We start from the raw sequence: 12,956 nt of genomic DNA, 5'->3' as shown, positions 1-12,956 counted from the left end.
GCAATTATTTTCGGAAATATAACGTGAAAGATAAGCTTTTAGTCTTTTGGCAAAACCATTCAGATACTCTCATTACTTTAGGGTATAACTTAGTATTAGCATTGGTAATAGTTACTGCCAGCATCTTAACTGCACGCTCGGTTAAAAAAGCAATCAAAAATTCGAAATCACCACTTAAGAAAGTGGACGATACCTTGCTACCTATTTTATCAAGTGTTGTTAGTTATTTGGTATATGTGATTGCAGGGCTGTTTATCCTAGATATTTTTGGTGTTAATACAGCAAGCTTAATTGCTCTGATGGGGGCGGCGGGTTTAGCGATAGGTTTGGCGCTTAAAAATACGCTTAGTAATATAGCTGCAGGCATTATGCTATTAATACTTAGGCCTTTTAAAGTAGGGGACTTTGTTGATGCAAGTGGCACAACAGGTACTGTGAGTGAAATAAATTTATTTACCACAATATTTAAAACCACTGACGGTCTCTATATTGCCTCGCCAAATGGCAAAGTTTGGGGTGGAAATATCAAAAATTTCACCCGTAATGGTAAAAGGCGTATGGACATTGTTGTGGGTATTTCGTTTACAGATTCAATAGATGAAGGCTTAAATGTACTTAAAGCAGTCGCTGCGTCAGAAAGCCGATTATTACCAGAGCCAGCCCCAAAAGTTATGGTGGCTTCAATTGGTGAAAGTGCTGTGAATATTCAGTTACGTGGCTGGACCGTAAATGGCGATTACTGGCAAACAGTTTGGGATCTTAATAAACGAGTGAAAGAGTCTATTGAGCAAGCGGGTCTGACTATTCCATTTCCGCAGCGCACGCTGCATATCTCGGAGTCGATGGCCTCGGCAATCACTGTTAACAAAGAAGTATAACCGTTGTGTTTGAAGGTATTTGAACGTAGATAAAAAGCCCGTCAGCGTTAGCTGACGGCTTTTTTACTTATACAGGGCCGATTTTAGTGTTACTGACTAATAGTGAAAGTCACGTCAAGATCATCACCCGCGGTTACCGTAACAGGCTTAACTTGGTACAGTGTAAATGCCTCATCGCGTAGTTCAGCATCATCAATATGTGCTGCACAGGTATAAGCTAATTGATAATCACCAGCAGTGATGAAGGCAAGCTCAAATTCATATTCATTGTCTTCGCTATCATACACCACGTTGGCTGTCGCTAGAGGCGCATCAACAGGTGCTTCATCTTCGGTTACTTCGTAATTATCCAGTGGCTCAGTTACATCACTGCTATAAAGGTAAACGGCATGACCGAATGAGCCATCTTCAGCAGCTAGTGCGATATTATCTGTTTCGCAGTTGGCAATAAGTACGTCGCTCACAGTACCTTCAATATCTTCTGACTCAGCTAAGTTTTCTAAACGAACGCCGCGAGGCTTTAAGAATATTTCATCGTTGTTTTGTGGATCGACAAGCGACTTTTTCAAATCAAATTCAAGTACAAAATCATTATCAGTTTGATTTAGAGTAAAGCCGTCAAGTTGGATCTCACCAATACCGTCATTACCTTTACGTTTAACAACCAAAGGTGCAATGCTTCCGTCTTCATACACAACGTGTGAGGTCATCGGGAGATCGTTTTCATCGCCATTAATAATATCGGCACGGATCCATGAATACTCCCCAGCTGGTACGTCTTCACCATCTAGTAATGAAAAGATATCATCGCCAGTATAGTCAAGCAGATTAACCATTTCATGTTTGGTTTCGTCATCCGCTTCACGTGTTTCAAAGGTAATATCTTCTGCGCCATTAGCTTGTCTTAGGGTGATAGAGTTAAATACGACATTCACTTCCCGTAAGCCGCTAACAGGTGCATCAGAGACGCCTAAACTAAATTTTGCAGATTGCGGTGGTGTAGATGAGTCATTGTTGTCTGAGCCACCACATGCCGTGAGTGTAACTAAAATAGCGCTACTTAATAGTGTTGTTTTGATATTCATAATTTAACCCTTTCTTCCTCAGTGTTGGCATCAGTATAGAGGTTACTACTTAACACAGTTGAATTGGGTTAATAAATGGTTACTAGGTTTAGTTGAAGGTTTTGATAGCTGTTAGTTACTAACAGCTATATTGCTAGATAGGGGGTTAAAATTGACACTCAGTACCTGTTAACGCTGGAATGGATACACAGAGCCTAAGTTTAAAATCTGAGTTAGCTCATCGAGCGCTTGCCAGCTTTCGGTTAATAAATTAGCATCGGCAAAATCTTCACTACTGAGCTTGTCACGATAGTGTTTATTTGCCCAAACACAAAGTTGTTGGTACTTACTATCGTTTAATATAATGCCAGCGTTAACTGCGGCTAGCTCTTGTTGATTTAGTGCCACTCTTAGACGTAAACATGCAGGGCCGCCACCATTTTGCATACTCTGTTTTAAGTCAAAAAACTGCACTTGATTAATTGGGTTATCAGCGCGGATCATTTCATTGATAAATGTATTTACAGAGGGGTTATTTTGGCACTCTTGTGGAGCGACTAAGAGCATTTTCCCGTTATTCAAACTGACTAATTGACTATTAAATAAGTAGCTGGTAACGGCATCTTGAATACTCACTTTCGCAGTTGGCACTTCAATAATGTGAAGTGTTTTATCACCTTGGTATGCATTCCTAACCTGCTTTAAGGCATCAGCTTGATTCAAAAAAGCTTGCTCATGGCACAGAAGAACATTGGCGTTACCTACGGCAATAACATCATTATGGAACACACCTTGGTCAATCACTGCAGGGTTTTGTTGTAGTAATAATTGGCTTGATGGTTTTAATTGATGTAATCGGCAAATGGCTTGCGATGCTTCGAGTGTTTGACGAGCTGGAAAGTTACTCGGCTTTGGTAATGCGCTGTTAAAGCTACTTGCACCAAATACGAACAACTCTAAACCTTGTTTGCCATGCGCATCCGTTAGGCGAGTGTGATTTGCAGCCCCTTCATCACCAAAAAAACCTTGTTCGGGTAAATGTTCATGATGACTAAAATAGTCATTGTTATTGAACATGGCTTTGAGTAACCGGGTGGTGGTGGTAGGTTCTAATGAGCGATGAAATTTATTATTTAAATTAGCAGCAGTAAAGTGCACTTTGCCATCTATGGTATCTGCAGAGGGAGACACAGTTGCAGCATTTGCTGTCCACATTGCAGAGGCTGAATAGCATGCACGCAGTAAAATAGGATCCGCTTTATACGCCTTAGTAATGACATCACTATCACTACCGCTAAAGCCTAAGCGGCGTAATACGTTAATATCAGGTCGTGCGTGGGGGGCAAAAACGCCTTGTGTTAACCCCATGTCGTGCATCGCTTTCATTTTAGCGAGGCCTTGTAGTACCGCCTCTTTGGGATTTGAGTAACTTTTAGCATTATTTAATGATGCAACGTTACCGTATGACAATCCTGCATAATTGTGAGTCGGGCCAACAAGGCCATCAAAGTTTACTTCTACTGCTTTATTCATTTTGTTACAACATGGTTGGAGGGTTTATTAAACTATAGCGAAAATTAAAAAAATATCTTTAATTTAGATTTGCTAATTCTAGCTCGATAGTTTGTAAGTTTTGCTGCAAACGCTTTTGAGTTGCAAGCAAGTAGGCTTTTTGCTGTGATATTTTTGACTGCTGTTGGCGTAATGCTTTGTAGATCACACGTTTGGGTAAATCATACTGCGCTGAAGCTTCGGTAATAGTAAGTTGATGTACAGACAGCTTTTTTAGAGCTTCATCTAAATAAGGGTAATCACTTAACATATCTGCGCTCCCTTTCTGCGGTGGTGTGTGTATCGTTTGCTTCGTGAACGTGCCAAACACTGATGTCTAAGCGCCACAATAGATATAAAGTGTGATAAAAGTTAGTCATAGCTCGAGCTCCCTGTAGACGAGGTAAATGAAGTTAAAACTCATGGTTTATGAGTCACTTTTATATAAGGAAGATCTGTGCCAGCCTGCGTAATTATTTTTAGTTTAATAAGATCAATAGCTTGAATTTATGCTACATATTATCGAACGAGTATAAGCACTAATGTAGTGAAAAGTGATGGTGGCTTTGCACTTTTGTGATGCATATCTATTAGTTCTATAGGGCCTGGTTAAACACTCAGTGTGTGAATATCACAGGTTGGCATAGCACTATGACTCCCGTTAGCAAAAGTGGAGGGAGTAGGCGGTTTTTTGTGTCAATGTGTCTAGGTAAATTAAAGTGTTCTGTTCATTTTCAGAGGTGTTCAATATAAATGAACATATAAAAGTGAACAAGATATTTGCTTTTTGTTCAATTTATAGTAGTGTTCAATATTATTGAACGTGATTGGATGTTGAACAAAATGTTAGAGCGAGAACTAATACAAAATGCCATTGATAAATTGAATAGGCAAACTGGTTTAGGGGTAACTTTTAAAGCTTGCGAGAAAGACAGCGATGACGCGGAGATCAGGGTGCCAGGTGTGGAAGAGTGCTTAGATGTTGAGTGCAAAAAATGCTTAAACCCTGCGACCTTACACAAGCACCTTGCAATCATAAAAGCTAAGAAACTGATCTCAAAAGTTGTCTTGTTGACAGACTATATCAATCCAAATCAAGCTACTTTATTAAAAGAACAGAATATTCCATTTATAGACTTAGCGGGGAATACCTATATCAATCTACCTCCCGTATATATTGACATTCAAGGTAAAAAACTAGAAAAACCGCATACTGAAATGATTTTGAAAAAGCAATTGGGTAAAGCATTTCAGCCTAAAGGTATGAAAGTCGTTTTGATGTTATTAATTCAGGCTGATTTAGTGAAAGAGCCTTTGCGTACTATCGCTGATGTTTCAGAGGTTGCACTTGGCACAGTAAAACAGGTTATCGATGATTTAATATATCAAGGGTTCGTTGTTAAAAATGGAAAAAACACTAAAGTTTTAGTCAATAAAACGGGTCTATTGGACAAATGGTTAGATGCTTATCCTACGGCAGTAGAGGCTAAGTTAGAGCAAGAGGTTTATACCACTGATAATATAGCGCTGTTAAAGAAGCTTGAGTTAGGAAGTCTAAAAGCATTATGGGGAGGTGAGTATGCAGCTGAACTCTATGATAATTATCTTTATGCCAAAGATTATCTTGTTTACGTAGAGCCTGAAAATAAAAAAGATGTATTGAAGGCGGCAAGACTACGAAAAGTCAAGACGGATGAAATCTCAAATGATTCGATAACTAAAGTTATTTTGATCAAGCCACTTTTAGCTACAAAGAAGCTTACTGGATCGCAAGCGGGTTTGGCTCATCCGTATTTAATTTATGCCAACCTAGTTGCAAGTTTAGATCCAAGGAACATTGATGCGGCAGGAAGGTTCTATGCAAAACACATCGCTTAATGTAGCAAGTAAGTTACCACGCGGATTGGCTGAACTTTATCGGTTAATAAACGCTCAAGCAGATGCGTTGGCGATTTCTTATTTAGTGATTGGGGCTACCGCAAGAGATATTATTTTGCATCATGGTTTTGGTGCGGCAATTGAGCGAGGTACACGAGATGTTGATTTTGCTATACAAGTTAAAAGTTGGCAACAGTTTGAGCAGCTCAAAGCTAAATTGCTTGCTAATGGTTTTAAAGCCCATGAAACAAAAGCGCACCAATTAATAATATCGCTGACTGATGGTGACGAATGGGAGGTTGATATTATTCCATTTGGTGCTATTGCAGGTGATAGTCATTCAATAACATGGCCACCGCAATACGATATTGAAATGTCAGTTATAGGGTTTAATGAAGCATTTAATAATGCGCTTAATGTAACTATATCAGTTACACCAAAGCTCGAAATTAAAGTTGCATCACCAGAGGGAATGTTACTTTTAAAGTTAAAATCCTGGCAAGAAAGAGAACCGCATATTCGCGGCAAAGATGCGATTGATATCTACTATTTGATTAAACATTATTCGAAAATACCTGAAGTAAATGATTCCCTATATAACGATGATTTTATGGGTGCTCAAGACTTTGATGAGCTTAAAGCCAGCGCAATGAAGCTAGCAAGCGATGCCCAAGAAATTGCAAGCACTGACACACTGTCGTTTATTATGAATAAAGTATGCAATGATGGCGCAAAAAGAGATCAGCTAATATTGGATATGAGTCGAAAGGTTCATATTGAATACGGCGAGGCTGAAAAGTTAATCGCTATTATATTTGAGCAATTAATAAAAAAATGAATTACATCTACAGCTTTGCTGAAGGGAGGAGTTGTATTTTACTCCTCTGACAGCTTTTGTTAGCGAGTTAATTGTTAAAACCCTTCGAGTACCAACTTACCACGTGACTGGTGAGACTCTAATATTGCGTGGGCTTTTAGCAGGTTTTCGACATTAATTTTCCCAAGGTGTTGGCCTAGAGTGGTTTTAATGGTGCCATTATCAACCAGCTCAGCTAACTGCGTTAATAATTGGTATTGCGCTATCATATCGTCAGTTTGGAACATTGAGCGGGTGTACATAAACTCCCAATGCAAAGAAATACTTTTGCGTTTAAGCTTGAGAATATCAAAGCTTGCAGGGTCGTCAATTAATGCCAATTTACCTTGTGGTTTGATCACTTTGATTATTTCATCAAGATGTTGATCGGTATGAGTTAGACTAACCACGAAGTCGAATTCTGCAAGCTTATGCTCAATTCGTTGCGCGTCTAAGCTTTGCGAATGATCAAGCACATGATCAGCTCCTAATTCTTTTAGCCATGTAACACTTTGCGATCTAGAAGCTGTACCTACTACGGTTAAGTTAGTCAGCTGTTTTGCCAACTGCACTAAAATAGAGCCTACACCCCCTGCGGCACCAATAACGAGTAATGAAGCTGGTTTTGCATCTTTGGCGCGTGATATTTGTAAACGATCAAAAAGTAGCTCCCACGCGGTAATGCTGGTTAATGGTAAGGCAGCTGCTTCTGGGTTGCTAAGCGAGGCTGGTGCTTTACCTACTATGCGTTCATCTACCAGTTGAAACTCAGCATTACTACCAGAGCGGGTTAAATCACCAGCATAATAAACACGATCGCCCACATTAAATAAACTCACATCATCGCCAACGGCTTTCACAATGCCAACAGCATCCCATCCAATGACCTTATGACCTTGCTCTGGCGTAACATTTGCGCGAATTTTAGCATCAACAGGGTTTACTGAAATCGCTTTGACTTCAACTAATAAATCGCGCCCTTGTGCGGTTGGCATGGGTAATTCGATTGCCTCGAAAGAGTTATCGCTCAGTGTTTTTGTTGCGGCTTGATACCCGATGGCTTTCATAAATTAGCTCCTTGGAAGAAAGTGATACCTTACTATAACGTATATCGAATATATAAAAAGAGCAGTGGTCATGAATCACTTTCAAAAATTATTTGATAGTTAAATCGCTATTTATTTTATCGAGTAAAGTGTTCAGCTCACCAGCTTCTGATTGAGAGAGTGAAGGAAACTGGCTGCGTATTTGTGCTGGTATATCCTGCGCTGCCAACTGCAGCTTTGAGCCGGCAGGTTGTAGTTGTACCATTCGCTTACGTTTATCGTGCTGGTCTTTGACGACTTCAACAAGCTGCTTATCGGTCATTTTTTTAAGGATTTGCGTCATAGCACCACCATCAATCACGGTTTTATCGAGTAACTCATTGATCGTGATTTTATCTTTTTCCCATAATGCCATCATTACTACATATTGTGGGTACGTTAGATCAAGCGCAGTTAAGGCCTCGCGATAACTACGAACAATGCCATTTGATGCCATATATAAACGGTGGCAAATCTGATTATCTAGCTTTAATTGCGGAAATTTCATCGTCGTAAACTTTTTATCTTCATGTTGTTATTTTAATTTGCATGCAAAGTATTTGCAATCTCAAATTTAAACGTCTATTATTTTGCACGCAAAATAAATTAATCCCAAGGAATTTACTATGAAAGCATTACAAAGCGTCGCATACACAGCAAAAGCAGCCGCAACAGGTGGCCGTGAAGGCACCGCTAAATCAGATGATGGTTGTTTAGATGTTGCACTTTCTACGCCAAAAGGGCTTGGTGGTGATGATGGCCAAGGCACAAACCCAGAGCAATTATTTGCAGCAGGCTATGCCGCTTGTTTTATCGGTGCATTAAAACTCGTTGCAGGGCAAGCAAAAGTAAAATTACCTACTGATACGCGTATTGATTCAGAGGTTTCTATTGGGCCGATTGAAGGTGGTTTTGGTATTGCTGTTAAGCTTGCCGTTTTTGTTGGTGATGTTGATAAAGCAACGGCTGAAGCATTAGTTGCTAAAGCACATGAGGTTTGCCCATACTCAAATGCAACTCGCGGCAATATTGCTGTTGAGTTATCTGTTATTTAAAGTGCTTAAATACCAACTTAACAACCTGTTAAGTTGGTATTTCTATAGCCACCCAGCATGACAGATACACTCAGTTAATCATGTTTTTTCAATAATCTACCTACATCACTCCATAATTAGACTAGACTCTATAAGTAGTTTTAATTATAGGATCAAACGAATGCGGCAAATTGCATTATCTAAAAAGTTACTTTGGCTCACGGTAGGCAGTATTTTTATTACTGTATTTGTATTATCAAGTGTGTTGTGGTGGCAATTATCAAGCAGTAACAAGGTGTTATCGGCCGAATCAGAAGAGCTTATTGTCGCCGAAGTTGAAGAAAAGCTCACCGCCAATGCCGCAGCGTATGGTGAACGCATTGCCGGCTTTATAAATGAGGCTTATCGGGTCCCTTTTTCATTTGCAGCTATTGTTGGTAGCCAAGATGCAGCCAGAACCCTTAGCCGTGAATCAGTTGTACAGCTTAATAAATCGTTGATTGAAAAAAACACCAATATTTCTTCTATCTATTCTCAATTTGAAGCAAATGGTTTTGATAATAATGATGCGCAATTCACGACCGGATTTACTCACTCAGTAGCAGGAGCTGGTAGTTTAGAAATATACTTCACCCGTAGTCGAGAAGGAGTTATAGAGCAGCAAATAATTGAAGATGTCGATGAAAAATATGTGACTACGTTGAATGAGTTTGGTCAGCGCGAAGCTGAGTGGTACTTATGCGCAAAAGACACTAAAACCTCATGTATAATGGAACCTTACCTCTACGAGATCTCTCCAGGTTACTCAGAAATGATGACTTCGTTGGTTGTCCCTGTACTTAGAAATGGCCGTTTTATCGGTGTGACAGGAGTTGACTTAACGCTACCTGTTTTTCAAACCATGACTGAACAACTATCAAAAGAGCTATACAATGGCCAAGCTAGAGTTACGCTTTTGAGCTCGTTAGATTTAATTGTTGGTAGTAGTCATTATAAGGATAAGCTGGGGCGTCCTTTAAAAGAGGCGATATCAGAGACCTTAGTAACAAGTTTTGATCGCTTAAAAAAAGAGGCCGGTATTCATAAGGTTGCTCATGAATATTTAGTTAACTATCCGATTTCTATTAAGCTGGCTGGAAAACAATGGAATTTGTTAATTGAAGTGCCGACAGAGCTTGCACTAAAAGGACCACAAGCACTCGCCTCAACGATGGATGATAATGCCGGTACTTTAGGTGGCCTTATTTTAATTACCGGCATCGTCATTGCCGCTGTGGCCTTTTTTATCATGTTGATTGTGATAAGAAGTATTATTGCCCCGTTACAACAAATTCAAAAAAGGGTTGATAACCTAGCCAGTAGTGAAGGTGACTTAACCCAAACATTAAGTGTGGACTCACATGCAGAGCTCATCGCATTAGCTTATGGATTCAATGCCTTTTTGGCTAAACTGCGTGACTTAATTGCGCAGTTAAAAGATGTCTCTAGTCAAACTAAACAACAAGCGCAAACGGCGGCGCATGTCGCGGTTGATACAAAGCAGAATGTACAAGCGCAATTTCAAGAAATTGAAAGTGTTGTAACTGCAATGAATGAAATGAGTGCCACAGCACTTGAGGTTGCCAGAGCATCAGAGCAATCAGCACAGCAAGCTGACGAAATTAATTCTTTAGTGGTCAGTAGTGAAGCAAGTTTATCGTCTGCTGTATCTCAAGTTAAAACTATGTCTGATGAAATTCAACAGGCAAATCAAGCGGTCGAAAAGGTCGCCGCACGAAGTAATGATATAACGCAAATTTTAGATGTAATTCGAACCATTGCTGAGCAAACCAATTTACTTGCACTGAATGCTGCGATTGAAGCTGCACGCGCAGGAGAGCAGGGGCGTGGTTTTGCTGTGGTAGCTGATGAAGTTAGAGCACTTGCCTCTAAAACACGTGCTTCAACGGATGATATTAGTGGCTTAATTGATAGTCTTCAGCTGGAAGTAGGTAACGCATCAACTGTTATCGAAAAAGGTGTCGTACGAGCGCAAACTGCGGTAGATGAGACTACCGTAGCATTTGATGCGCTGCATAGTGTAGTGACAAAAGTAGAAGAAATAACTGGGCAGATCACGCAAATTGCTACCGCAGCAGAAGAGCAAAGCTCAGTGACTGAAGAAATTAACCGTAACCTAACTTTAATTTCAGATGCCGCTTCGCAATTGGCTGAGCTTTCTACGCAAGCAGGTGATGGCAGCCAAATGCTAAATCAACTGGTTGCTCAGCAAGATGATGAGTTGAATAAACTTAAAACTTAAAAGTGACATGGCAGTAAGTGATTACTGCCATGTTAACCCTGTTTAGGCTTTAAAGCTGTTTGATAGAGAGGAACATCTGATCAATCAACGCATCTGCTAATGCTTGTGTGTTTGGTCTGTTTAAGTAGCTACGTAATCCAGTAAATTGGATTTGAAAATACCGAGCGTACTCAACCGCGGTTAATTTGGTACCAAGCTCTTTAGTGTGTTGAGCCTTTTCAAATAGGGTTGTTAGAAATGCCTCAAATTGGTTTGCAAGATCATTGCTTAATAACTTTAGTGTTGGCTCATCTTCGGTAAACTCATTATTCGCTTTAACTAACATACACAACATACTTGGCGCACATTCAGCATCTTCAATGAGTACCTTTTTCACAAAAGCGGTTAAACCATCAAGTATACTTTCGTGTTCATTGAGTGCAGATAAAAGCTGGTTTTGCATAAATAGAGCATAGTCTTTTATCGCTTCGCAATAGAGACCTTCTTTAGAGCCAAATGCGGCGTAAATACTGCCTGGTCGCATATTGATAGCATTTTGTAAATCGCGCGTCGATGTGGCGTTAAAGCCTTTTTGCCAGAATAACTGACCCGCTGTGCGTATTACTTCATCACGCTCGAATTTTACTTTATTGACCATAGCACTACTACTCTATTTGAACACTTGTTCAATTTTAACTTGAACGGTCGCTCAAAATCAAATAGTATGAGCTTGAACATACTTAAACACTAATGAATTGGAGTTAAACAATGGCTGAATTTACTTTATACACACAAGAGAACGCCCCTGAAGCGGCAAAACCTTTAATGGAAAAGTCAGTAGCGGCGTTTGGTATGCTACCTAATTTACACGCGGTAATGGCGCAAGCGCCAACGTTGCTTGAAGGCTATCAGGTGCTTCACGAGCTATTTCAAAATACTTCGTTTAATGCAGAGGAGTTAACAGTAGTATGGCAAACAATCAATGTTGAGCACGAATGTCATTATTGTGTTCCTGCACACAGCGCTATCGCAGCCAGTATGAAAGTGGATCAAGATATTGTTGATGCATTGGTGAACAAAACACCACTTGCAGATGAAAAGCTTGAAGTGCTTCGCGAAACAACGCTTGCTATGACACAAAACCGTGGTGTGATCAGCGATGAACAAATTGAAAAGTTTTTTGCTGCGGGTTATGCGCAACAACAGCTGCTTGAAATTGTATTAGGCTTATCGCAAAAAGTGATGAGTAACTACACGAACCATCTTGCAAATACTCCGGTTGACGAACCATTTAAAAAGTTCGCTAAGTAAGTATACTTGCGCGGGTGCAAGCCCGCGCTATACATTATTGGTTTATCTAAATCTCACTTCCTTTTCGCTACGCTTGTATACACGTTCTTCAGGTTTGGTCCATTCGCCTTTTTTTAAATAAGAAGTCAGTACAATAAATTTATCATCTTTATATTCACTGGTTGAACGTACCTTGGTGATCCCCTCTTTTGAACCTGTAACGGTTTCGTAGGCGACAAATTTTGTTGGTGATAAGACATTCATGGTGCCTTTTGTATAAAAACCAGCAGTCGTGAAGTAGTAAAAAACAATTGATTGCTCTTTACTATCCCAAAAAATCATCGATTCACCACCATAAACCCCTTCATTAATAGAATGCGAGGTACGAATGGCTTTACCATTTAAAGCACGCTCCCAACGGCTAATATCTTGCATAGCAGGCTTGCCTGGCTCTACTTTAAAATCTGATTGCCACGTACCTAGGTAAGGTTTAAATACAGCAAGCTCTTTTGCTATATCAGCTGAATCATTGGCGATTGCTAAGTTAGTCGCTGTTAAGCAAAGGGTTAGTAAAATGGTTTTTAAATATGACATAATTAAAGCTTGTTATTATTTATAGTCTCAGTATAGGTTAACGCTTGTTAATAAAAAAAGTATTATTGCTGTTTTCGAGCAGTTTTTTAGCTGTTTTAGCGATTGGTGGATTTTTAGAATACTGGCCGATGATGCTCTCAAGTGTCTATCTGTTTATGAGTTCGATCACCATTTTAGTTTATAAATGGGATAAACGTTTAGCCATGGACCCTGTAAATCAAACTGTCAGAGTTCCTGAGCGGAGTTTGCATATTCTGGCTGTGTTATGTGGTTGGCCTGGTGCATTATTAGCGCAGCAGTGGTTTAGGCATAAATCTAAAAAACGACCTTTTATTGCAATTTTATGGTTAACGATCATTATCAACAGCAGCATGCTTGGCTATCTTTACTATTGGCAATATCGTTAATTAGGTGCAATATTAGGTAATTACGAATTTATAAGATT

Annotated in this window: 14 protein-coding genes; 7 read left to right on the top strand and 7 right to left on the bottom strand. The window is 39.7% G+C overall.

Going from position 1 to position 12,956, the window contains the following annotated elements:
- Positions 1–23: 23 nt before the first annotated feature.
- Complete coding sequence (locus tag NQT69_RS12030) at positions 24–878, top strand: mechanosensitive ion channel family protein (protein WP_256827908.1); 855 nt, start codon at positions 24–26, stop codon at positions 876–878.
- Between the two features lie 89 nt (positions 879–967).
- On the opposite strand, the gene NQT69_RS12025 is transcribed toward NQT69_RS12030, so the two are convergent.
- The 3 genes from NQT69_RS12025 to NQT69_RS12015 form a co-directional block, all read right to left on the bottom strand.
- The gene (locus NQT69_RS12025; protein WP_256827907.1) at positions 968–1,963 is read right to left on the bottom strand and encodes a DUF4382 domain-containing protein; all 996 of its coding nucleotides are present in this window, start codon (positions 1,961–1,963) and stop codon (positions 968–970) included.
- 168 nt (positions 1,964–2,131) lie between these two features.
- The gene (gene astB, locus NQT69_RS12020; RefSeq protein ID WP_256827906.1) at positions 2,132–3,475 is read right to left on the bottom strand and encodes an N-succinylarginine dihydrolase; all 1,344 of its coding nucleotides are present in this window, start codon (positions 3,473–3,475) and stop codon (positions 2,132–2,134) included.
- 58 nt (positions 3,476–3,533) lie between these two features.
- Complete coding sequence (locus tag NQT69_RS12015) at positions 3,534–3,764, bottom strand: hypothetical protein (RefSeq protein WP_256827905.1); 231 nt, start codon at positions 3,762–3,764, stop codon at positions 3,534–3,536.
- A 572-nt stretch (positions 3,765–4,336) separates the two neighbouring features.
- Here NQT69_RS12015 and NQT69_RS12010 point away from each other — a divergent pair.
- Together NQT69_RS12010 and NQT69_RS12005 are read left to right on the top strand one after the other, a co-directional pair.
- The gene (locus NQT69_RS12010) at positions 4,337–5,371 is read left to right on the top strand and encodes a type IV toxin-antitoxin system AbiEi family antitoxin (RefSeq protein ID WP_256827904.1); all 1,035 of its coding nucleotides are present in this window, start codon (positions 4,337–4,339) and stop codon (positions 5,369–5,371) included.
- Positions 5,352–6,209 carry a nucleotidyl transferase AbiEii/AbiGii toxin family protein gene (locus tag NQT69_RS12005; protein ID WP_256827903.1) on the top strand — a complete coding sequence of 286 codons (858 nt, stop codon included), beginning with the start codon at positions 5,352–5,354 and terminating at the stop codon, positions 6,207–6,209. Before NQT69_RS12010 ends, NQT69_RS12005 begins: the two co-directional genes overlap by 20 nt.
- Before the next feature lie 74 nt (positions 6,210–6,283).
- Here the strand turns inward: NQT69_RS12005 and NQT69_RS12000 are convergent, their stop codons facing one another.
- Both NQT69_RS12000 and NQT69_RS11995 read right to left on the bottom strand, forming a co-directional pair.
- The gene (locus NQT69_RS12000) at positions 6,284–7,294 is read right to left on the bottom strand and encodes a zinc-binding alcohol dehydrogenase family protein (RefSeq protein ID WP_256827902.1); all 1,011 of its coding nucleotides are present in this window, start codon (positions 7,292–7,294) and stop codon (positions 6,284–6,286) included.
- A gap of 88 nt (positions 7,295–7,382) precedes the next feature.
- On the bottom strand, positions 7,383–7,820 hold the full coding sequence (locus NQT69_RS11995) for a MarR family winged helix-turn-helix transcriptional regulator (protein ID WP_256827901.1): 438 nt from the start codon (positions 7,818–7,820) through the stop codon (positions 7,383–7,385).
- Positions 7,821–7,938: 118 nt separating this feature from the next.
- Here NQT69_RS11995 and NQT69_RS11990 point away from each other — a divergent pair, with 118 nt between their 5' ends.
- Both NQT69_RS11990 and NQT69_RS11985 read left to right on the top strand, forming a co-directional pair.
- Positions 7,939–8,367, top strand: a complete 429-nt coding sequence (locus tag NQT69_RS11990) for an organic hydroperoxide resistance protein (protein ID WP_256827900.1) — start codon at positions 7,939–7,941, stop codon at positions 8,365–8,367.
- A 160-nt stretch (positions 8,368–8,527) separates the two neighbouring features.
- Positions 8,528–10,648: a methyl-accepting chemotaxis protein gene (locus NQT69_RS11985; protein WP_256827899.1), complete on the top strand. Its 2,121-nt coding sequence runs from the start codon at positions 8,528–8,530 to the stop codon at positions 10,646–10,648.
- Between the two features lie 49 nt (positions 10,649–10,697).
- Here NQT69_RS11985 and NQT69_RS11980 read toward each other — a convergent pair whose 3' ends face one another.
- Entirely contained in the window at positions 10,698–11,285 is a 588-nt protein-coding gene (locus tag NQT69_RS11980) for a TetR/AcrR family transcriptional regulator (protein WP_256827898.1), read from the bottom strand.
- 110 nt (positions 11,286–11,395) lie between these two features.
- Between NQT69_RS11980 and NQT69_RS11975 the strand changes: the two genes are divergently transcribed.
- A complete protein-coding gene (locus NQT69_RS11975; RefSeq protein WP_256827897.1) occupies positions 11,396–11,938 on the top strand; it encodes a carboxymuconolactone decarboxylase family protein in 543 nt (180 codons plus the stop codon).
- Positions 11,939–11,980: 42 nt separating this feature from the next.
- Here NQT69_RS11975 and NQT69_RS11970 read toward each other — a convergent pair whose 3' ends face one another.
- The gene (locus tag NQT69_RS11970; protein ID WP_256827896.1) at positions 11,981–12,511 is read right to left on the bottom strand and encodes a hypothetical protein; all 531 of its coding nucleotides are present in this window, start codon (positions 12,509–12,511) and stop codon (positions 11,981–11,983) included.
- A gap of 44 nt (positions 12,512–12,555) precedes the next feature.
- Here NQT69_RS11970 and NQT69_RS11965 point away from each other — a divergent pair, with 44 nt between their 5' ends.
- Positions 12,556–12,918, top strand: coding sequence for a DUF1294 domain-containing protein (locus tag NQT69_RS11965; RefSeq protein WP_256827895.1), 363 nt, complete (start codon positions 12,556–12,558; stop codon positions 12,916–12,918).
- The last annotated feature ends 38 nt before the right edge of the window (positions 12,919–12,956 follow it).

Origin of the sequence: Pseudoalteromonas shioyasakiensis (assembly GCF_024518675.1) — a bacterium.
In the GTDB taxonomy this organism is placed as follows: domain Bacteria; phylum Pseudomonadota; class Gammaproteobacteria; order Enterobacterales; family Alteromonadaceae; genus Pseudoalteromonas; species Pseudoalteromonas shioyasakiensis_B.
This window is presented reverse-complemented; position numbering and strand designations above follow the sequence as displayed.